Here is a 21,840-nt window from a genome sequence, read left to right as displayed (position 1 = left end):
GGCCGGGGCTTCTCGGCCGCATCCCTTCGCCGCACCCGCCTCCGGCATCGCCGCCCTTCTCGGTCTCGGCGACCCACCGGACCTCACGTCCGCGGCTCCGGACGCCACGGAGACGCCGCAGGACATGCCCCCGAACCCGGCCGTCCGGCCGGGGGCCCGTGCCGAGCCCGTGCCCCGCCGGGCCGAGCTTCGGGTGCTGGAGTTGCTGCTGCCCGGCTCGGCGAAGGAGCCGCTCCCGTCTCCCGAGACCGGCCGCCTGTCGGAGGTGGCGCGCCCGCGACTGCGCCTGTGGCAGGTGCCCGCCGTCCTCCCGCCCGTCGCCGACACCCTGCGCATCCTGACCGGCCACCCGGACACCACCCACACCGACACCCACGCCGGCACCGACACCGACACCGACACCGAGCACACCACCCCTGCGACCCCCCGCGCCGACCTCACGACCGTGCACACCGGCACCGCGACCATGCGGCACTGGGCCGCCGTCGCCGCCTTCGCCCACGATCTGGTGCGCCGGGGCCGCGTCCTCCCCCAGCTCATCCCGGCCCCCGGCGCCCAGGAGCCGGGAGCCACCACCCCGGCCCGCGAGGACCCCGCCGGCATGTGGGCCATCCCCGAGGACGCCGCCCGCGCCGTGTGGCGTCCGGTCCTGACCGGCGCCGACGCCGCCTACTTCCGTGACCTGGCGCTGGCCATGCCGCCCGCCTGCCGCACGTCCGCCGTCGAACGCCCGTCCGCCGAGGTCCAGCGCGCGGCGCTCGACGCGTTCGCCGACGCCGTCGTACGCCGCGCCCTCAGCGGGCCCCCGATCACCGGGCCGCTGGTCACCGGCGCGCCCAAGACCCTCCACAACCGCTGGCTGGCCGCCCTCACCGGCGACGGAGCGGCCTGCCCCGACGTCCCCGAGCTGCGCCGCGAGCTGGAGAGCTGGTACGCGGCGGTGGCGACGTCCGAAGGGGCGACGCGGGTGTGCTTCCGCCTGCTGGAACCGGCCGGCACCGACGACTGGCGGGTGGAGCTGGCGGTGCAGGCCGCCGACGACCCGAGCCTCTACGTCCCGGCGGCGCAGGTCTGGGGCGGGGTGACGGGCCTGCCCGGCCGCCCGGAGCGGGACCTGCTGACCGGCCTGGGCCGGGCGGTGCGGCTGTACCCGGAGCTGGATCGCGCACTGCGCGTCCCGGAGCCGGACGAGCTGACACTGGACACGGCGGGCGCGTTCGGGTTCCTGCGCCAGGCCGCGCCGCTGCTGCAGGCGGCCGGGTTCGGGGTGCAACTCCCGCGCTGGGCGGGCCGCGCCCGGCTGGGCCTGAAGCTGACGACCTGGGCCAAGAAGCAGTCGGCCGCCACGAGCCAGGGCTTCGGCCTGCGGGAGCTGGTCGACTTCCGCGTGGAGCTGGCGGTGGGCGGGGAGACGATCAGCGAGGCGGAACTCGCGGAGCTGGCCAGGCTCAAGGTGCCGCTGGTCCGGGTGCGCGGCCAGTGGGTGGAGCTCGACGACCGGCAGCTCAGGGCGGCGCTGCGGGCCGTGGAGGGCGGCCGGGAGGGCGAGGCGAGCGTCGCGGAGGTCCTGCGGCAGGTCGTCCAGGGCGACGACGCGGAGCTGCCGCTGCTGGAGGTCGACGCCGACGGGGTGCTCGGCGACCTGCTGTCCGGGCAGGCCGAGCGGCGGCTCACCCCGCTGACCACGCCGGCCGGCCTGGACGCCACGCTGCGGCCGTACCAGGAGCGCGGGCTGGCGTGGCTGAGCTTCCTGTCGGAGCTGGGGCTGGGCGGGGTGCTGGCCGACGACATGGGCCTGGGCAAGACGGTCACGACGCTGGCGCTGCTGGTGCACGAGCGGGCCACCGCGCCGACGCTGCTGGTGTGCCCGATGTCGCTGATCGGCAACTGGCAGCGGGAGGCCGCCCGGTTCGCGCCGGGCCTGCGCGTGTACGTGCACCACGGCAGCGGGCGCGACGCCGCCGGCATCGAGCACGCCGACCTGGTGATCACCACGTACGGCACCGCCCACCGCGACCTGGAGACGCTCAGGCGGCACGAGTGGCACAGGGTGGTGTGCGACGAGGCGCAGGCGATCAAGAACAGCGGCACGCTGCAGGCCCAGGCGGTCCGGTCGATCCCGACGGGCACCCGGCTCGCGCTGACCGGCACCCCGGTGGAGAACCATCTGGCCGAGCTCTGGTCGATCATGGAGTTCGCCAATCCGGGGCTGCTGGGGCCGCGTTCGCGGTTCAGGACCCGCTTCCAGGAGCCGATCGAGGCCCGCCAGGACGAGCAGGCGGCCCAGGCGCTCAGGCGGGCGACGGGCCCGTTCATCCTGCGCCGCCTCAAGACCGACAGGTCGATCATCTCCGATCTGCCGGAGAAGCTGGAGGTCAAGGAGTGGTGCCCGCTCACGACCGAGCAGGCCACGCTCTACCGGGCGGTCGTCGACGACATGCTGGCCAAGATCAACGACAGTGAGGGCATCGAGCGGCGCGGCCTGGTGCTGTCGGCCATGGCCAAGCTCAAGCAGGTCTGCAACCACCCGGCGCACCTGCTGAAGGACGGCTCCCGCCTGGCGGGCAGGTCCGGCAAGCTGGCGCGGCTGGAGCAACTGGCCGAGGAGATCCTGGCCGAGGGCGAGAAGGCGCTGCTGTTCACCCAGTACGCGGAGTTCGGCGGCATGGTGCAGCCCTATCTCGCCCAGCGTCTCGACCGTCCGGTGCTCTGGCTGCACGGCGGCCTGCCGAAGAAGACCCGCGACCGTCTGGTGGACCGCTTCCAGCACGACCCCGAGCCGGCGCTGTTCATGCTCTCGCTCAAGGCCGCCGGGGTCGGGCTCAACCTGACCGCCGCCACCCATGTCATCCACGTGGACCGCTGGTGGAACCCCGCCGTCGAGGACCAGGCCACCGACCGCGCGTTCCGGATCGGCCAGCGCAGGAACGTCCAGGTGCGCAAGCTCATCTGCGCGGGCACGCTCGAGGAGCGCGTGGACGAGATGATCGAGCGTAAGAAGGCGCTGGCCGAGCGGGTGGTCGGCGCGGGCGAGGACTGGCTGACCGACCTGTCCACGGAGGAGTTGCGCGAGGTGTTCCGGCTGAGCGCGGAGGGGGTGGGCTGAGCGATGCCCGACCGGTGGTACGACCGCGCCCAGCCGATCAAGGTCGAGGGCGGCATCCGGGCGCGCTCGCGGCGCGGCAGCATCGGCTCGGCCTGGTGGTCGCGCCGGTTCATCGACGTCCTGGAGCGTGTCTGCGACAAGGGCCGCCTCGCGCGCGGCCGGGCCTACGCCCGGCAGGGTCAGGTGCTGTCCATCGACCTGTCGGCCGGTGCGGTCCGGGCCGCCGTGCAGGGGTCGCGGCCGGCCCCGTACGACGTCGAGATCAGGATCGAGGCGTTCGACGAGAGCCGCTGGGCGGGCCTGGAGGAGGCGATCGCGCGGCAGGCCGTGCACCGGGCCAGGCTGCTGGCGGGCGAGATGCCGCCGGAGATCGAGGAGGTGTTCGCCGCGCTGGGCGTCGACCTGTTCCCGCGCGATCTCGACATGCAGTGCTCGTGCCCCGACTGGGGCTTTCCGTGCAAGCACCTGTCGGCGGTGCTCTACCTGCTGGCCGAGGCGTTCGACGACGATCCGTTCCTGGTGCTGGCCTGGCGGGGGCGTACCAGGGAGCAGTTGCTCGGCTCGCTGGCCGACGTGCCGCAGGCCGGGCCGCCGCAGGTGGCGGACGTGCCGTTCGCCGAGCGGCTGGCCGACTTCTACGCGCCTGGGGCCACCGCGCACCGGCCGGAGCGCCGGGCCGCCGCCGCGCCCGATCTGCTGCTGCGGGTCTTCCCGCCGCCGGCGGGCCTGGAGCGCGCGCTCATTCCGGCGTACGAGAGGTTCGGGGAGGTCTGACGCGCATCCCGCACCCACTCGTGACGTTTGGCGATCGCTCGGCTACTTTAAGTAGGAGAAGCCGTTGCATAGGGAAAGGGCGGAAACATGGGATTTTCGTGGACCTGAGCCGCTGACTCAGCGGTCCTCGAAAGCGGCGGGAACCATCACGCGCACTCCGTTCGGAACCACGCGAAGCCTGATCGGGGTGCGCAGCCGCACCTCGCCGTCCACGTCGGCGGCCATCGGCGGCTCGGTCTCCAGCAGCATCTCCCGGCCCACCACGAACGGCCCGCCCGCCAGGCTGCGCCACCGGCCGGTGGTGGCCCGCAGCAGCGTCTCGCCGAGCAGGCGCAGCTTCTTGCCCGAGCCGAGCTGGTAGGCCACCAGCATGCCGTTGTCGATGCTGATGTCCCTGGCCACCTGCCAGCCGCCGTGGAAGCGGCCGTTGGCGATGTTGAGCTGGTGGGTGAGCAGTTCGTGCCGCTCCCCCTCGACCGTGATGTACGCGCGGAACGGCCGGTGGTTCGGCAGGATGGTCAGCGCGGTGAGCGGGTAGGCCGGCCGGCCCATCACCCGCTTGAGCCACGGCTTGACCTTGCCCGCCACCTCCACCGACACCCCGAAGCTGGCCAGGTTGGCGAACGGCCGGTCGTCGGCCATGCCGAGGTCGATGTCGGCCACCTTGCCGTCGGCGAACACCTTGATGGCCCCGGCCAGGTCGAGCGGCAGGCCGAGGCTGCGGGCGAAGTTGTTGGTGGTGCCGAGCGGCAGCACGCCGAGGGCCACGTCGCGGTGGGCCACGTGGCGCACGGCCGAGGACAGGGTGCCGTCGCCACCGCCGACGATGAGCAGGTCGGGGTCGGTGGCGAGGGCCGTGTCGAGCAGGTCGCGCAGCCGCTTGGGGTTGTAGACCGACAGTTCCGCCAGCGGTTCGAAACCGAGGTTGTGGATCTGCTCGATCACCTCGAAGTAGTGACGGCGCCCGCGGCGCGAGCGAGTGTTCACCACCACCGCCACCCGGCGGTCCCGCCGGATGGCCTCGGTGTGCTCATCTTTGGTGCGCAGTTCGCTCATGGTCATCAATCGTAGGGGCCGCCGACATCACCGGCGGCCCCCTTGTCGATTACTTCTTGGGCGGAACCACGTGAACGATCGCGCCCAGATTTCCGGGCAGCGGGCTCACCAGCTTGAACTGCACGCCGAGCGCCTTGCCCTCGTCACCGGGGTTGCCGGTGCCGAGGACGGAGCCGGCGGCCACCTGGCCGTACAGCTCCGTGGCCGGGGTGCCGTCCTGGTGCACCACGCGGGTGCTGTACGCCTGGTCGCCCTTCGACGGCACGACCACCGACGCGTCGGCGTCGCGGAAGTACAGCCCGCCGTCGATCAGCTCGAGACCCGGGTACCAGGTCTTGGCGTCGGTGAAGGTCGAGACGCCCTTCTGCGCGGGGAAGTCCGTGCAGTACTCGCTGTACGGCTCGTCCGGCGCCTCCAGGCACTCCTTGAACGGGTACGTCTTGCCGAACCCGAACGCGGCGTCGGAGGTCTGCACCCGTCCTTGCAGGTTCTTCTGCAGCGACGGGTCCTTCTCGGCCGCGGTGCCGGTGCGGCGCAGCGGGTCGAAGTGGGAGTCCACGACCAGCAGGCTGCCCTTGGGGCCGAGGCTCGGAGGCTGCCTGATGGTGCCGGCGATGTTGTTGTTGATGAAGGTGGAGTCGCGGTACCAGACGAGCAGGCCCGGCGCGTTGTACTTCACCTTCTGCACCTTCCACGCCCCGTCACGGAGGTAGTCGGAGTCGTAGGTGTACTGCAGGCCCTTGTCGAAGCCGTCGAAGTTGCGCCACTCGGCGAGGTAGAAGCGCTGGATCTCGCGCTCGCCGTTGTTGCGGGTCCAGCCCTGGCCGCTGGTGTTGGTGAACGTGCCGTGCAGGGGCTTCCAGCCCGTGTCGCTCTCGGCGTCGTCGCTCCAGACGACGGTGCCGCCGTTGGTGAGCTCGAGGTCGTCCACGTGCCAGCCGCGCATCTGGTAGGCCGCGTCGGTGTTGTACGTCAGCCGCAGCTTGATCGTCTGCCCGGCGAACGGCGTCAGGTCGACGTAGTCGTGCCGCCAGGCGCCGCCGGTGTCAGCGGTGAGGCCGTACTTCTTGTTGCCGAAGGTCTTGAGGTTCTTGTTCGGGTCCGGATAGTTGTCCGGGGTGGTGACCTCGTTGCCGGCCTCGTCGCGGACCTTCTGCTGGGTCCACGTCGCGCCGTCGTCGGTCGAGACCTCGACGAAGCCGAAGTCCCAGTCCTGCTCGATCTCGTAGTTGTTCCACATCCACAGCTTGAGATCGCTCCCGGCGGGGACGGGCAGGTCGCGGTTGAGCGTCAGGTTGGCCCATTCCTGGTCCAGGCCGCTCCACCAGGCGTTCGAGCCGCTGTGCGGGTCGAGCATCTTGAGCGGTGTGGAGGCCAGGTTGACCCGGACGCCGTCCTGGGTGAGCTTCGGCGTGCGCGAGGACTGGCCGACGGTGACGAGCTTGGCGGCGTCACCGGGGTTGAAAGTCTTGGGGTTCGCCCAGCCGAGCACCCACTTGTCCCACAGTCCCATGTGGGTCGGCATCGACTGGAAGATCGGGCCGGAGTGGGAGCCGCTGGACATCAGGTCCCAGAAGTCCACGGCGGAGCTGGCCGCGCCCGAGGTGTCGTACAGGTCGGGCAGGCCGAGGTCGTGGCCGTACTCGTGGGCGAAGACGCCGACGCCGGAGTCCTCCGGCTGCACGATGTAGTTGGAGATCTTGATGTCGGTGCCGGGCACCTTGTAGCCGGCGGCCACCGCGCTGGAGTGCGCCCAGATGGCGTACGTGCCCTGCTCGCCGCCGTCGGAGGACTTGTCCTTGCCGGCGTGCACGAGGACGAGGTGGTCGATCACGCCGTCGGGCTCGGCGTAGTTGCCGTCACCGTCGGCGTCCGAGACGTCCTCGACGTCGTAGTCCGCCCACGGGAAGTCGGGCTGCGCCGCGGCGAGGGCCTCGACCGTGTCGATGGGGAGTTGCTGGGCGCCGAGCGGGTTGTCGGGGTGGCCCGACATGTCCTGGGGAGCGCCGCCGCAGGCCGCCGCGCCGTACCAGGCCTCGGAGTGCGGCACCTTGACCCAGCCCACCGCAGAGCCGGTGACGGAGTAGGCGCCCTTCGACATCTCCTCATACATCTTCTTCATCGTGAAGCCGGAGATGTCGATGCCGGCCTTGCCGTCGCGCGGGTCCTTCAGATCGGGACGCACGCGCTCGGTGATGCCCTTGTCGGTGTAGAGCATCTTGTTGAAGTGCTCGGTGCTGAAGTCCTTGACCCAGAAGGAGTTGTTGTCCTTGTGCGGCAGCGTGGCCGGGTCGGGGATGTTGTTGTGCAGCGGGCCGTTGATGAGCGTGCCCGGCGGCTCGACGACGCAGTCGTCCGGCTCGCTGTTGACGGTGCGCAGCCGGTTGTAGCCGGAGAAGTCGTCGTTGGCCTGCTCGTCGAACTCGACGAGGATGGTCAGCAACTTGGCCGTGCGGGTCTGCTTGGAGTTCTTGAAGATCCATTCAGCGGGGTTGCGGCCGGTCTTGACGGCCTGCTCCTCGCGGGCGGCGAGGATGCGGCCCGTCACCGGGTTGCCGCTGTTGAACTTCCTGTCGTACTTCTGCGCGGGAGTCAGCGAGCGGGACTGCGCGTCGTTGACGGCGAGATCCTTCGCGTCCTTCGGGACCGCCGGAGGAGCGTAGTTGATGTAGTAGTCCGCTGCCGTGGGCTGGTATTCCGCGACGGAGTTCGCGGAGGCCGGCGGCGCGGTCAGGGCGGCGCCAAGCAGGGCGACCGCCGGGATCGTGGCTAACAGGCGCTTTGTACGTGGCACCAGGAACCCTCTCTGCCCGGGGTCGCCGGGCGCATGGCCATAGGGGTGTGCAATGCCGGACGCTAAGCCCTGCGTCAACCTGACGTAAAGTACGTTGTTGAAACGTGATCAAAAGACGACATAACAGAACATCGACCTCACAATGACGTCTCCACGAAGCGCTGGAACGGTCACCCGGGCGGGTCCTGACGCGGCGGCGCCTCCGGCGTCCCGTCCCCGGGGCCCGCGGCCCCGATCTCAGGCGCCTTCTCGTACGGGTAGTGCAGGTCGAAGGCGGGCCGCTCGGAGCGGATGGGCGGCATGCGGGTGAAGTTGTGGCGCGGCGGCGGGCAACTCGTCGCCCACTCCAGGGAGTTGCCGAAGCCCCACGGGTCGTCGAGCGTGACCTTGGGCGCGTACCTGGCCGTCTTCCAGACGTTATAGAGGAACGGCAGCGTGGAGGCGCCCAGCAGGAACGCGCCGGCGGAGGAGAACTCGTTGAGCGCGGTGAAGCCGTCGGAGGCGCTGTAGTCGGCGTAACGCCTGGGCATCCCGAGCTGCCCGAGCCAGTGCTGGACGAGGAACGTGGTGTGGAAGCCGATGAACAGCGTCCAGAAGTGCACCTTGCCCAGCCGGTCGTCGAGCATCCGGCCGGTCATCTTCGGCCACCAGAAGTAGAAGCCGGAGAACATGGCGAACACCACCGTGCCGAACACCACGTAGTGGAAGTGCGCGACGACGAAGTAGGTGTCGCTGATGGGGAAGTCCAGCGGCGGCGAGGCCAGGATGATCCCGGTCAGCCCGCCCAGCAGGAAGGTGACGAGGAAACCCACCGCGAAGAGCATCGGCGTCTCGAACGACAGGTGCCCCCGCCACATGGTGCCGATCCAGTTGAAGAACTTCACCCCCGTCGGCACCGCGATGAGGAACGTCATGAACGAGAAGAACGGCAGCAGCACCTGACCGGTCGGGAACATGTGGTGCGCCCACACCGTCATCGACAGGCCCGCGATGGCGATCGTGGCCCCGACCAGGCTCATGTAGCCGAAGATCGGCTTACGGCTGAAGACCGGGATCACCTCGCTGATGATCCCGAAGAACGGCAGCGCGATGATGTAGACCTCGGGATGGCCGAAGAACCAGAACAGGTGCTGCCAGAGCATCGGCCCGCCGTTGTCCGCCAGGAACACCTGGGTGCCGAGCTTGCGGTCGGCCTCCAGCACCAGCAGCGCCGCGGCCAGCACCGGGAAGGCCATCAGCACGAGCATGCTGGTCAGCAGCACGTTCCAGGAGAACAGCGGCATCCGGAACATGGTCATGCCGGGCGCGCGCATGCCGATGATCGTGGTGACGAAGTTGACCGCGCCGAGGATCGTCCCGAGGCCGGACAGGGCCAGTCCCATGATCCACAGGTCCGCGCCCGCCTGCGGCGAGTACATCGACGACGACAGCGGCGTGTACGCGAACCAGCCGAAGTCGGCCGCGCCCCCGGGCGTGAACAGCCCGGCGACCACCATCAGCCCGCCGAACAGGAACATCCAGTACGCCACCGCGTTCAGCCGCGGGAAGGCGACGTCGGGCGCGCCGATCTGCAACGGCATCACCACGTTCGCGAACCCGGCGAACAGCGGGGTGGCGAACAGCAGCAGCATCACGGTGCCGTGCACGGTGAAGAGCTGGTTGTACTGCTGCTGGCTGACGATCTGCATGCCGGGCGAGGCGAGCTCCGCCCTGATGACCATCGCCATCACCCCGGCGACCAGGAAGAACCCGAACGAGGTGATCAGGTAGAGGTACCCGATGACCTTGTGATCGGTCGTCGACAACCAGGAGGCGATGACGGTCCCGGTGCGACGACGCCTGACGTGCTCGATCGAGGTCTCTCGAACGGTCGTCACGGCTGCTCCCTCCGACGCGGAGTTGTGCCTGCCCGATCCACCCATTGCACGCCAACGATCGCCGCTCGGCTAGCCGTTCTCCGTGATTCGCCGTGGAAAGCTTTGACCCGGACGCCGCCGGACGCCGTTTCGGGCCGTCCACATGCCGGATGATTACCGGCCTACCGGGAGACATCTTCTATCCTTCGTAGGCCACACAGAATCGGAGGAGATGCTCGTGACCGCCCAGCGTGACTACGCCGACCTCGTCCAGCGAGGGCTCTCGCTCGACCTCACCCGGGGCAAGCCGTCGCCGCGCCAGCTCGACCTCTCCAACGATCTGCTCAAACTGCCCACGTCGTACCGGGCGGCCGACGGCACCGACGGCCGCAACTACGGCAACCTCCAGGGCCTGGCCGAGCTGCGCGAGCTGTTCGCGCCGCTGGTGGGGGTGCCGGCCGGGCAGCTCGTCGTCGGAGGCAACTCCAGCCTGGCCATGATGCACGACACCGTGGTGCACGCGCTGCTCAGCCCGGTGCCGGGCGCCGAGCGCCGGTGGATCGAGGAGCCGGAGATCACGTTCCTGTGCCCCGTCCCCGGTTACGACCGGCACTTCACCATCTGCGAGCGGTTCGGGATCAAGATGGTCGCCGTCCCGATGAACGCCGAGGGCCCCGACATGGACGTGGTCGAGCGGCTGGTCGCCGCCGACGCCGGCGTCAAGGGCATGTGGTGCGTGCCGAAGTACAGCAACCCGTCGGGCCTCACCTACAGCGACGAGACCGTGCGCCGGCTGGCCGCCATGCCCACGGCCGCGCCCGACTTCCGGATCTTCTGGGACAACGCGTACGCGGTGCACCACCTCACCGACGCCCACGAAGAGCTGGCCGACGTGCTCACGGCGGCCGCCGAGCACGGCAACGCCGACCGCGTGTTCGTCTACGCCTCGACCTCGAAGGTGACGCTGGCGGGCTCCGGCGTCTCGTTCTTCGGCGGCTCCCCGGCGAACGTCGCGTGGTTCCTGCACAACACCTCGAAGCAGTCCATCGGCCCCGACAAGATCAACCAGCTCCGTCACGTGGAGTTCCTGCGCGACGGGGCCGGCGTGGCCGCGCACATGCGCCGGCACGCCGAGCTGGTCGGGCCGAAGTTCGAGCTGGTGGACAAGGTGCTCACCGAGCGGCTCGGCGACCTGGCCACCTGGACGAGCCCGAAGGGCGGCTACTTCATCAGCCTCGAGGTGCCGCACGCGGCCGAGGTGGTGGCCAAGGCCAAGGCGGCCGGCATCGCGCTGACGCCCGCGGGCTCCACCCACCCGTACGGCATCGACCCCGACGACCGCACGATCCGGATCGCGCCGACCTACCCCGACCTGGAGGAGCTGGAGCAGGCCATCAGCGGCCTGGCCGTCTGCGTCCGCCTGGTGGCCGAAGAGCACGCCTGACCGCCCCCGGCCCCCGCCTCACGCGCGGGGGCCGCCGGTCCTGAACCCGAAGATGTACTCGCGCGTCTCGCTCGGGTGGAACGTGATGCCGATGCCCGGCTCGAAGACGGCGTTGTCACGGGCGCAGTAGTACAGGCCCTCCCAGACGGCGAGGGCCTTCTCCCTGGCCGGGGCCTCCAGCGTGTCGCGCCGGCGCGCGCCGTGCGCGCCGAGCACGTTCAGCAGCCCGAGCCCCCAGAACAGGCCCGTCAGGCAGAACGGGGCCAGCAGCACCTCGCCCCAGTTCGGGTCCTGCCCCATGGCGATCACCAGCGAGACGACCAGGTGCACGAGGGCCGCCACGAGCAGCAGCACGTAGCCCTGGTTCCTGGCCCACGGGGTGTAGTGGCGGCTGGGGAACGACAGCCAGACCGCGAGCTGCGTGCGGCTCATCACGTGCTTCGACGCGCCGAGGGCCGCCGCGGTCGGCAGGTCGGCGACGTCCCGGGTGGCCGGTAACCGGACCCGTCCGATCCGATAGGTGGTCCCGGCGGCCACCGCTCCTGGAACCGCGACAACCTGGTCAGTCTCCGAACACACCGGGCACCCGACTTTCACCCGGGCAGTCTGGCCGTAAGGAACGCACGGCGCAAACCATCCGGCGGCCCGCGCCGGACCGCTGCGGGCAGCGGTCCGCAGCGCCTAGGGTGCATAGTGTGAGACCGATTGATGCCCTCGTGGACGCTCTGTCCGAAGCACGCGTTCTGACCGACCCCGACGTGATCGACTCCTATGCCCGCGACCGCACGTTCATGGAGCCCGGCAAGCCGCTCGGCGTCGTGCTCGCCGCGTCCCGCGACGACGTGGTGACCACCATGAAGTGGGCCACCGAGCACCGGGTGCCGGTGGTGCCGCGCGGCGGCGGCACCGGCCTGGCGGGCGCGTCGGTGGCCGGCGACGGCTCGATCGTGCTCTCGCTGGCCAGGATGACCGCGATCAGGGAGCTCTCCCCCGCCGACGAGATCGCCGTCGTCGAGCCCGGCGTCATCACCGCCGACCTGGACCGGGCCGCCCGGGAGCACGGGCTGATGTACGCGCCGGACCCGTCCTCGTACGAGATCTCCACCATCGGCGGCAACCTGGCCACCAACGCCGGCGGGCTGCGCTGCGTCAAGTACGGCGTGACCAGGGACTCGGCGCTCGGCCTCGAGGTCGTGCTGGCCGACGGCCGGACGCTGAACACCGGGCGGCGCACGATGAAGGGCGTCACGGGCTACGACCTGACCGGGCTGTTCGTCGGCTCGGAAGGCACGCTCGGCGTGATCACCGCCGCCACGGTGCGGCTGCGGCGCGCGCCGGCCACACCGCCCGCGACGTTCGCGGCCGAGTTCGGCTCGCTGCGGGACGCGGGCGCGGCCGTGTCGGCGATCATGGCGGCCGGCTGCCAGCCGTCGCTCATGGAGCTGATCGACCGGGCCACGCTGGAGGCCATCGACGACTGGCGCAACATCGGGCTCGAACCCTCGACGCAGGCCATGCTCATCGGCCAGTCCGACGCCGCCGACAGCCAGGACGTGGTCGGGCGCATGGAGGCCATCTGCACGAGCAACGGCGCGTCGTTCGTCGCCGTCTCCTCCAGCCCGCAGGAGGCCGAGGAACTGATCGGGCTGCGGCGGCTAGCGTACGGGGCCAAGGAACGCCAGGGCGCCTGCCTGGTCGAGGACGTGTGCGTGCCGCGCTCCGCGCTGGCCGAGATGATCGGCCGGATCGAGGCGGTGGCGGTGCGGCACGGGGTGCGCATCGCCACGGTCGCGCACGCCGGCGACGGCAACCTGCACCCGGTCTTCATCTTCGAGCACGGCACCCTGGAGCCGCCCCCCGAGGTGTGGGCCGCGGCGGACGAGGTGTTCAAGCACGCGCTGGACCTCGGCGGCACGCTCACCGGGGAACACGGCGTCGGCCTGCTGAAACGACGCTGGCTGGAGCTGGAGACGGGGCCGGTGTCGGGCGAGTTGCAGCGGGGGATCAAGGCCGTCTTCGACCCCCTCGGCCTGCTCAATCCCGGCAAGGCGATCTGACGCGGCAGCCGCCGGACGGCGGTCGATCTTGCGTCACCAAGCCGTGACCTTGGGCGTCCCAGCGCGCACGACCTGCGAGGGAAGGCTGACTTCTTCCGTCAGAACATGAAACTTCTGACACGTCCGGCAGACGTCCCGAGGGTCACGCTGGTAGCGTTTTGCCTCATCTATTAGGTTTAAATGGGGGTCCGACGTGAATCAGTTCCAGCCGTTGGCGGCGGACGATCCGCGGCGGCTGGGGGCGTATGACATCGTCGCCCGGCTCGGCGAGGGCGGCCAGGGCACCGTATATCTGGGCGAGAGCGACACCGGGGATCAGGTCGCGGTCAAGCTGCTGCACCATGCCCTGGTGGCGGATGCCGACGCCAGGACGCGCTTCCTGCGCGAGGTGGCGGTGGCGCAGCGGGTGGCGCGGTTCTGCACCGCGCCCGTGCTCCACGCCGACCTCGACGGGAGCCGGCCGTACATCGTCAGCGAGTACGTGCCCGGCCCGTCGCTGCGGGAGCTGGTCATCAACGAGGGCCCGCGGCGGGGCGCGGCGCTGGAGCGGCTGGCGATCAGCACCGCGACCGCGCTCGCGGCCATCCACCGGGCCGGCATCCTGCACCGCGACTTCAAGCCCGCCAACGTCCTGATGGGGCCCGAGGGCCCCGTCGTGATCGACTTCGGCATCGCCCGCGCGCTCGACTCTCCCGGCGCGACGGCCACGGGGATGGCCATGGGGACGCCGTCGTACCTGGCGCCCGAGCAGCTCAGCGGGGCACAGGTGTCAGAGGCGGCCGACGTGTTCGCGTGGGGCGTCACGATGGTGTTCGCCTCGACGGGCAAGCCCGCGTTCGGCGCCGACTCCATCCCCGTGGTGATGAACCGGATCCTGAACGAGGAGCCGGAGCTCGGGAAGATGGACGGGGTGCTGGGCGAACTGGTCGCCGCGTGCCTGTCGAAGGACCCGGCGCAGCGGCCCAGCGCCGACGAGCTGATCGTGCACCTGACCGGCCAGCCGGCCCCCAAGGCGGCCGTCGAGCCGGTGACGGGCGGGCAGCGCACCGTCTCCGCCGCGGGCGAGGCGGCGGCGGGCGCCGCCGCAGCCGCTGCCGCGGCGCAGGCGGGTGCCGGCGCGGCGGGTGGTTCCGGTCAGGACCACTACCCCGGACCTTGGACCCAGCCGACCGGGCCGCAGCAGGTGCCGCCGCCCCAGACGGGCGACTACGGCCGCCAGGCGACCGCGGCGTCCCAGGCCGGCCCCAACGGCGACAGAGTGGTCCCGGACAGAGTGGTCCCGGACAGAGTGGTCCCGGACAGAGTGGTCCCGGACAGAGTGGTCCCGGACAGAGTGGTCCCGGACAGAGTGGCCCCGGACAGGGCGGCGCGCCGAACGGCGGGCCCCAGGCCGGGATGCCGCACGGCGCTCCCCCGCCCGGAATGCCCGGCGGCCCGCAGGCCGGTGGTCCGCAGGGTCCGCAGGCCGGTGGTCCGGCGGCGGGTGGTCCGCAGGTCGGCGGCCCCATGATCGGTGGCGCGCCGGGTGGTCCGCAGGGCCCGCAGGCCGCGGGCGCTCAGCCGCCGCACGGAGCCCCCCAGGCCCCGCAGGGCCCGCCGATGCCCGGCGGCCCCAACGGCGCGCAACAGGCGGCCGCCTCGGGCATGCCGCCGCACGGCCCAGGCCGTCCCTTCCAGGCAGGCGGCCCCGCGGGACCGGGCGGCCCCAGCCGTCCCGGTGGGCCCGCGGGCACGCGACCGGGTGACGGCGCGCCCGCCAGGCAGCGCCGTACCCTCACCCTCGCCCTGTCGGGTGCCGCGGCGGCGGCGCTGCTCGTGGTGGTCGGCGCGGTCGTCGTGCAGGCCAACAGCAAGCAGCCCCCGGTGGTCGCCGTGGGCAACTCGGCCAGCACGAGCGACGGCTCCGGCGCGGGCCAGCCGGGTGAGCCGCCGACCGCGCAGGCGTCCCCGCCGGTGACGATCCCGACGGACACCGCGGCCCCGATCCCCACCCTGGACATCGAGCCGGAAGAGACCAGGAAACCGACCAAGAAGCCCACCAGGGAGCCCGTCGCCCAGGTGCCGGACCCGGTCACCCAGGTGCCCCAGCCGCAGACGACCACGTCCACCCGGCAGGCCCAGCCCTCGCCCACCCCGACCAAGACGAAGAAGAAGACCACGCTCATCGAGCCGGAGGTCGAGCCCACGGAGAAGCCGACCTCGGGCCCCGCGACGACCGTGCGGGCCGAGGGCGAAGCGGACAAGCCGGGCACGTCGCTGAAGCCCAACACGGCCACGCCGACCGGGGTGTGCGGCGCCGGGTACAAGGTCATCAACTCGCGCTCGCTGGGCGGCAACGCCACCGTCTACCTGCTGTACAGCAGCTCGGCGGGCAAGAACTGCGTGGTCACCATCTCGAAGCTGGTCTTCCCCGGCAAGATGAAGATGAGCGCGACCTTGCAGGTCAAGGGTGGTTCGAGCAGCAACTCCGCGGGCTCGTACACCTCGTACGCCGGCCCGATCCGCCTGGCCGCCGCCAAGAAGTGCGTGATCTGGGGCGGCTCGTGGAGCTCCTACAGCTACAAGTCCGGCTGGAGCCACTGCGGCTAGCCCGGCCCACGATGACGACGAGCGAGCCGCCGCCCGGTACGGGTGGCGGCTCGCTCTGTGCCGGCGGGCCGCGCTGCGCTAGCGTGCTTGACATGATCGTCGGGAGGACGCCGTGATCAAGAGCAGGCTCGACCCGGGCAGCGAAGACTACCGGCTGCGGCGCGAGGCGATGCTGGCCAAGCTGGCCGAACTGGACACCGAGCAGGCCAAAGCGGTGGCCGGGGGCGGCGCGAAGTACGCCGAGCGGCACCGCGCCCGCGGCAAGCTGGCGGCCAGGGAGCGCGTCGAGCTGCTGGTGGACCCCGACTCCCCCTTCCTGGAGCTGTCGCCGCTGGCGGCCTGGGGCAGCGATTTCCCGGTCGGGGGCAGCGTGGTGTCGGGGATCGGGGTGATCGAGGGCGTCGAGTGCGTGATCACCGCGAACGACCCCACGGTCCGCGGCGGCGCCTCGAACCCGTGGTCGCTGAAGAAGTCCCTGCGCGCGTCGGAGATCGCGCTGCGCAACCGGCTCCCGTACGTGAACCTGGTCGAGAGCGGCGGCGCGGACCTGCCGACGCAGAAGGAGATCTTCATCCCCGGCGGGCAGATCTTCCGTGACCTGACCCGGCTGTCGGCGGCGGGGGTGCCGACGGTGGCGCTCGTGTTCGGCAACTCGACCGCGGGCGGCGCGTACGTGCCGGGGCTGAGCGACCACGTGGTGATGGTGCGCGAGCGGGCCAAGGTGTTCCTGGGCGGCCCGCCGCTGGTGCGGATGGCGACCGGCGAGGAGTCCGACGACGAGTCGCTGGGCGGGGCCGAGATGCACGCGCGGATCAGCGGGCTGGCCGACCACCTGGCCCACGACGAGCACGACGCGCTGCGCATCGGCCGGCGGATCATCGCCTCGCTGGGCTGGCGCAAGCTGGGCCGCGCGCCCGGCGCGGACGTGCGCGAGCCCGCGTACCCGGCCGACGAGCTGCTCGGGATCGTGCCGGAGGATCTGAAGGTGCCCTTCGACCCGCGGGAGGTGATCGCGCGGGTGGTGGACGGCAGCGAGTTCGACGAGTTCAAGCCGCTGTACGGGGCCTCGCTGGTGACGGGGTGGGCCCGCGTCCACGGCTACCCGGTGGGCGTGCTGGCCAACGCCCGCGGGGTGCTGTTCAGCGAGGAGGCGCAGAAGGCCACCCAGTTCATCCAGCTCGCCGGGCAGTCGCGCACGCCGCTGCTGTTCCTGCAGAACACGACCGGGTACATGGTCGGCAAGGACTACGAGCAGGGCGGCATCATCAAGCACGGCGCCATGATGATCAACGCGGTGTCCAACTCGACCGTGCCGCATCTGACGGTCGTCATGGGCGCCTCGTACGGCGCGGGCAACTACGGCATGTGCGGGCGCGCCTACGATCCCCGGTTCCTGTTCAGTTGGCCGAGCGCGAAGTCGGCGGTGATGGGCCCGGCGCAGCTCGCCGGGGTGCTGTCCATCGTCGGACGGGCGTCGGCGCTGGCCAGGGGGCAGGCGTACGACGAGGAGGCGGACGCGGCGATGCGGGCGATGGTGGAGGCGCAGATCGAGGCCGAGTCCCTGGCCTTCTTCCTGTCGGGACGCCTGTACGACGACGGGGTGATCGATCCGCGGGACACGCGTACTGTGCTGGGCATGTGCCTGTCGGCGATCAACAGCGCGCCGGTGCCCGAGCCGGGCGGGTTCGGGGTGTTCCGGCCGTGATCACCCGTCTGCTCGTGGCGAACCGGGGCGAGATCGCCCGCCGTGTCTTCCGCACCTGCCGGACGCTCGGCGTCGGCACGGTCGCCGTGTTCTCCGACGCCGACGCGCGCTCGCCGCACGTGGCCGAGGCCGACCTGGCGGTACGCCTGCCGGGGGTCCGCCCGGCGGAGACGTACCTGGACATCGGCCGGATCCTGGCGGCCTGCCGGGCCTCGGGCGCGGACGCCGTGCACCCCGGCTACGGCTTCCTGTCCGAGAACGCGGAGTTCGCGCGGGCCGTGCTGGCGGCCGGGCTGGTCTGGGTGGGCCCGCCGCCCGGGGCCATCGCGGCCATGGGCGCGAAGATCGAGGCGAAGCGGCTGATGGCGGCGGCCGGGGTGCCGGTGCTGCCCTCGGTCGATCTGGCCGCGCCCGGCGAGTTCCCGCTGCTGGTGAAGGCGTCCGCGGGCGGCGGCGGGCGCGGGATGCGCGTGGTGCGCGCGGCCGGCGAGCTGGACGAGGCGGTCGAGTCGGCACGACGGGAGGCCGCCGCCGCGTTCGGCGACGGCACGGTGTTCGCCGAGCCGCTGCTGGAGCGGGCCCGGCACGTGGAGGTGCAGGTGCTGGCCGACCGGCACGGCGGCGTGCTGGCGGTGGGCGAGCGCGAGTGCAGCGTGCAGCGGCGGCACCAGAAGGTGATCGAGGAGTGCCCCTCGCCGGGGATCTCCGGCGCGACCCGCGCGCTGCTGCACGAGGCCGCCGTCCGGGCCGCGCGCACGATCGGGTACGTCGGCGCGGGCACGGTCGAGTTCCTGGTCAAGGACGATCGGGTGGCGTTCCTGGAGATGAACACCCGGCTCCAGGTCGAGCACCCGGTGACCGAGCTGGTGCACGGCGTCGATCTGGTGCGGCTGCAGATCGAGGTGGCGGAGGGGGCCGCGCTGCCCGCCGTCGCGCCGCCTCCGTCCGGCTGGGCGGTCGAGGCCCGGCTGTACGCCGAGGACGCCGACCACGTGCCGCAGGCCGGGGTGCTGCGGCGGTTCGAGATCCCCGGTGACGTGCGGGTGGACTCCGGGGTGGAGTCGGGCTCGGAGGTGTCGCCGCACTACGACGCGCTGCTGGCCAAGGTCGTGGCGCACGGCTCGACGCGGGCGGAGGCGGTGCGCAGGCTGGTGACGGCGCTGCGCCGGGCCCGGCTGCACGGCCTGACCACCAATCGGGATTTACTTGTAAATATTCTGACAAATCGGGATTTTGTGGCCGGGGAGACGCACACCGGCTTCCTCGGCCCCGGCGGCCCCGTCCGCCGGAGCCCGAACTCCGCGGCGGGCCCCAAGACGGACCCTGCAACGGACCCCGAGACGGACTCCGAGACGGGGGCCGGGCTGCCCGCGCTGGCCGCCGCCCTCGCCATGGCCGCGCTCAACCGCCGCAGCGCCCGCGTCCTGCCCGGCCTCCCGTCCGGCTGGCGCAACGTACGCTCCCAGCCCCGCTCCGTACGCTTCGAGCAGACCGGCGAGGTGACCTACGACCCGCTCCCCGAGGGCGTCACCGTCGTCGCCGCGGACCCGTACCGGGTGGTCCTGGAGCACGACGGGCTCAGGCGCGCCTACGAGGTCGCCCACTACCCCGAGTCCGTGTGCGTGGACCACGCCGACGGCCACGCCGAGCTGACCCCCGTCCCCCGCCTGCCCGAGCCGTCCGAGCACGTCGCCCCCGGGTCCCTGCTGGCGCCCATGCCCGGTAACGTGCTGCGGGTCGAGGTGCGGCCCGGTGACCGGGTGGTGAAGGGCCAGGCGGTCCTGGTCCTGGAGGCGATGAAGATGGAGCACCGGATCTCCGCCCCGGCCGACGGCGTCGTTGCCGGCGTGCACGTGGAGAAGGGCCGGCAGGTGGACGCCGGGGCGGTGCTGGCGATCATCCAGGAGGGGGACTCATGACGGCTCTGGTCCACAAGGAGCTCGCGGGGGGCGTCGCGACGATCACGCTCGACTCGCCGCCGAACCGCAACGCGCTGTCCACGCGCCTGCTCGCCGAACTCGCCGACCGGCTGGGCTGGGCGCTGGCCGAGCCGGAGGCCAGGGTGATCGTGCTGACCGGCACGGGGCACGTGTTCTGCTCGGGGGCCGACATCAAGGAGCAGCGCGCGTCCGGCCCGGGGTCGGGGGCACCGGTCACTGCCTCGTTCCCGGAGGTCCTGGAGCTGATCTGGGAGAGCCCGAAGCCGGTGATCTGCCGGCTCAACGGCACCGCGCGGGCCGGCGGCCTGGGGCTGGTGGCGGCGTGCGACTTCGCCGTCGCGCCGCTGACGGCGTCGTTCGCGTTCACGGAGGTACGGCTGGGCGTCGCGCCCGCGATGATCGCGGTGCCGGTGCTGCGCCGGCTGAGCGCCCGCGCGGCGGCCGAGTACTTCCTGACCGGCGAGGTCTTCGACGCCGCGCGGGCGGTGGAGATCGGCCTGCTGTCGGCGGCCGTCCCGCCCGAGGAGCTCGACGCCGCCGTGGCCCGCTACGCCGAGCTGCTGGCGAAGGGCGGCCCGGAAGCGCTGGCGATCACGAAACGGCTGGTCAGAGAGGTGCCCGCGATGTCGTTCACGGACGGGCTGCGGAAGATGACCGAACTGTCCGCCGAGCGCTTCACCTCGGCCGAGGGCCAGGAGGGCATCGCCGCTTTCATGGACAAGCGCCCGCCCGCGTGGGTCCCGCGTGCGAGCTGACCGGCCGGCTGCGGCCCTGCGCGTCGCGAACTGCAGCGGTTTCTACGGCGACCGGCTCTCCGCCGCGAAGGAGATGGTCGAGGGCGGCCCGATCGACGTGCTCACCGGCGACTGGCTGGCCGAGCTGACCATGCTCATCCTGGCCGGCCACCGCCTCAAGGGCCGCCCCGGCTACGCCCCGACGTTCCTGCGGCAACTGGAGGACGTGCTGGGCCCCTGTCTCGACCGGGGTATCAAGATCGTGACGAACGCGGGCGGCCTCGACCCGGCCGGCTGCGCGGAGGCCGTCCACGAGCTCGCCGCCCGTCTCGGGCTCTCGCCCGCCGTCGCGTACGTCACCGGCGACGACCTCACCGGGCAGCCGTTCCCCCTCGTCAACGCCGACACCGGCGAGCGGCTCCAGGCGACCCCGCTGACCGCCAACGCCTACCTCGGGGGCCGCCCGATCGCCGCCGCGCTGTCGGCGGGCGCGGACGTGGTGGTGACCGGCCGCGTCACGGACGCGGCGCTGGTGACGGGCCCCGGCATCTGGCACCACGGCTGGGGGCCCGACGACCTCGACCCGCTGGCGGGCTCGGTGGTGGCCGGGCACGTCATCGAGTGCGGCTGCCAGGCCACGGGCGGCAACTACGCGTTCTTCCAGGACGTCCCGGACCTGGCCCACTGCGGCTTCCCCCTGGCCGAGCTGCGCGCGGACGGCTCCTGCGTCATCACCAAGCACCCGGGCACGGGCGGCCTCGTCTCGGTCGGCACGGTCACGGCGCAACTCGTGTACGAGCTGGGCGGCCCCCGCTACCTGGGCCCCGACGCGACCGCCAGGTTCGACACGATCACCCTGTCGGACGACGGCCCCGACCGCGTCCTGGTCTCGGGCGTGCGCGGCGAGCCCCCGCCCGGCACGCTGAAGGTCGCCGTCAACCACCTGGGCGGGTACCGGAACACGATGACGCTCGTGCTGACGGGCCTCGACCTGCCGGCCAAGGCCCGGGTGGCGGAGGAGGCGCTCTGGGCGCGGATCCCGCGCGAGACGTTCGACGAGGTGGACGTGACGCTCACCGCCTCGGGGCTGCTGCGGATCACGGTCATGTCCGCGGACGAGCGCACGGCCGGCCGGGCCTTCTCCTCGGCCGTGGTGGAGACCGGCCTGGCCAGCTACCCGGGCTTCCACGGCCTGACCCCACCCGGCAACGCCTCGGCGTACGGGGTGTACTGGCCCGTGCTGATCCCGGCCGCGGAGGTCCACCCCCGCGTCTACCTGAACGGCACCGAGTTGCCCTTCGCACCCTTGGCGAGCACGCCGGGCGCGGGAACTTGGGCACCACCGGCGCGCCCCGCCACGTCCGCGCCGGGCGAAACCGCCACCGGCGAGGAGCCCCCGGCCTCACCGGACGCGCCGCTGCTCCCCCTGGGCCGCATCGCGGGCGCGCGTTCCGGGGACAAGGGCGGCAACGCCAACCTGGGCGTCTGGACCGACACGCAAGCCCGCTACGACTGGCTGGCGGCCACCCTGACCCCCGGCACCCTCAAGCGCCTCCTCCCGGCCCTGGCCCCCTACCGCATCGACCGCCACGACCTGCCCAACCTCAAGGCGGTCAACTTCGTCGTCCACGGCCTCCTGGGCAGAGGCGTGGCCGCCAGCCCCCGGATGGACCCCCAGGCGAAGGCGCTGGGCGAGGAACTGCGCGCCCAGCCGATGAACATCCCCCGCACCTTGCACCCCTGGTCCCCACGAGACCGGCCCTCGGTCAGGCCGAGAGCACTCCC

The 21,840-nt window shown here is 71.9% G+C and carries 14 protein-coding genes and 1 pseudogene; 10 read left to right on the top strand and 5 right to left on the bottom strand.

The genetic code is table 11. The features are described 5' to 3' along the window. On the top strand, positions 1-3,106 hold a 3,106-nt coding region (locus tag FAF44_RS46160), incomplete at its 5' end, for an SNF2-related protein (RefSeq protein WP_308193511.1). 3 nt (positions 3,107-3,109) lie between these two features. After that, the gene (locus tag FAF44_RS46155; protein ID WP_237109799.1) at positions 3,110-3,880 is read left to right on the top strand and encodes an SWIM zinc finger family protein; all 771 of its coding nucleotides are present in this window, start codon (positions 3,110-3,112) and stop codon (positions 3,878-3,880) included. 117 nt (positions 3,881-3,997) lie between these two features. On the opposite strand, the gene FAF44_RS46150 is transcribed toward FAF44_RS46155, so the two are convergent. The 3 genes from FAF44_RS46150 to ctaD form a co-directional block, all read right to left on the bottom strand. Then, positions 3,998-4,936: a diacylglycerol kinase family protein gene (locus FAF44_RS46150; RefSeq protein WP_237109798.1), complete on the bottom strand. Its 939-nt coding sequence runs from the start codon at positions 4,934-4,936 to the stop codon at positions 3,998-4,000. Between the two features lie 49 nt (positions 4,937-4,985). Then, the gene (locus FAF44_RS46145; RefSeq protein WP_237109797.1) at positions 4,986-7,730 is read right to left on the bottom strand and encodes an immune inhibitor A domain-containing protein; all 2,745 of its coding nucleotides are present in this window, start codon (positions 7,728-7,730) and stop codon (positions 4,986-4,988) included. A gap of 170 nt (positions 7,731-7,900) precedes the next feature. Beyond that, complete coding sequence (ctaD, locus tag FAF44_RS46140) at positions 7,901-9,652, bottom strand: cytochrome c oxidase subunit I (RefSeq protein WP_237109796.1); 1,752 nt, start codon at positions 9,650-9,652, stop codon at positions 7,901-7,903. Positions 9,653-9,749: 97 nt separating this feature from the next. Here ctaD and FAF44_RS46135 point away from each other — a divergent pair, with 97 nt between their 5' ends. Then, positions 9,750-11,030 carry an aminotransferase class I/II-fold pyridoxal phosphate-dependent enzyme gene (locus FAF44_RS46135; RefSeq protein ID WP_272895953.1) on the top strand — a complete coding sequence of 427 codons (1,281 nt, stop codon included), beginning with the start codon at positions 9,750-9,752 and terminating at the stop codon, positions 11,028-11,030. Between the two features lie 18 nt (positions 11,031-11,048). Here the strand turns inward: FAF44_RS46135 and FAF44_RS46130 are convergent, their stop codons facing one another. After that, on the bottom strand, positions 11,049-11,567 hold the full coding sequence (locus FAF44_RS46130) for a hypothetical protein (RefSeq protein WP_237109794.1): 519 nt from the start codon (positions 11,565-11,567) through the stop codon (positions 11,049-11,051). 158 nt (positions 11,568-11,725) lie between these two features. On the opposite strand from FAF44_RS46130, the gene FAF44_RS46125 reads away from it, so the two are divergent. After that, complete coding sequence (locus tag FAF44_RS46125; RefSeq protein WP_237109793.1) at positions 11,726-13,087, top strand: FAD-binding oxidoreductase; 1,362 nt, start codon at positions 11,726-11,728, stop codon at positions 13,085-13,087. Positions 13,088-13,280: 193 nt separating this feature from the next. Further along, positions 13,281-14,063, top strand: a pseudogene (locus FAF44_RS56535) (serine/threonine-protein kinase); the annotation flags it as partial. A 230-nt stretch (positions 14,064-14,293) separates the two neighbouring features. Here the strand turns inward: FAF44_RS56535 and FAF44_RS56530 are convergent. Continuing rightward, positions 14,294-14,491 (bottom strand): pentapeptide repeat-containing protein, encoded by a 198-nt coding sequence (locus FAF44_RS56530; RefSeq protein WP_368857796.1) that lies wholly within the window; start codon positions 14,489-14,491, stop codon positions 14,294-14,296. A gap of 102 nt (positions 14,492-14,593) precedes the next feature. On the opposite strand from FAF44_RS56530, the gene FAF44_RS46115 reads away from it, so the two are divergent. The 5 genes from FAF44_RS46115 to FAF44_RS46095 all read left to right on the top strand — a co-directional run. Then, entirely contained in the window at positions 14,594-15,676 is a 1,083-nt protein-coding gene (locus FAF44_RS46115; protein WP_237109791.1) for a hypothetical protein, read from the top strand. A 169-nt stretch (positions 15,677-15,845) separates the two neighbouring features. Further along, a complete protein-coding gene (locus tag FAF44_RS46110) occupies positions 15,846-17,381 on the top strand; it encodes an acyl-CoA carboxylase subunit beta (RefSeq protein WP_237109801.1) in 1,536 nt (511 codons plus the stop codon). Beyond that, a complete protein-coding gene (locus FAF44_RS46105) occupies positions 17,378-19,300 on the top strand; it encodes a biotin carboxylase N-terminal domain-containing protein (protein ID WP_237109790.1) in 1,923 nt (640 codons plus the stop codon). The genes FAF44_RS46110 and FAF44_RS46105 overlap by 4 nt, the downstream gene beginning before the upstream one ends. Continuing rightward, on the top strand, positions 19,297-20,076 hold the full coding sequence (locus FAF44_RS46100; RefSeq protein ID WP_237109789.1) for an enoyl-CoA hydratase-related protein: 780 nt from the start codon (positions 19,297-19,299) through the stop codon (positions 20,074-20,076). The genes FAF44_RS46105 and FAF44_RS46100 overlap by 4 nt, the downstream gene beginning before the upstream one ends. 73 nt (positions 20,077-20,149) lie before the next feature. Further along, positions 20,150-21,840, top strand: a 1,691-nt coding sequence (locus FAF44_RS46095) for an acyclic terpene utilization AtuA family protein (protein WP_237109800.1), incomplete at its 3' end; no start/stop codon positions are given.

The organism is Nonomuraea sp. MG754425, assembly GCF_021699195.1.
In the GTDB taxonomy this organism is placed as follows: Bacteria; Actinomycetota; Actinomycetes; order Streptosporangiales; family Streptosporangiaceae; genus Nonomuraea.
This window is presented reverse-complemented; position numbering and strand designations above follow the sequence as displayed.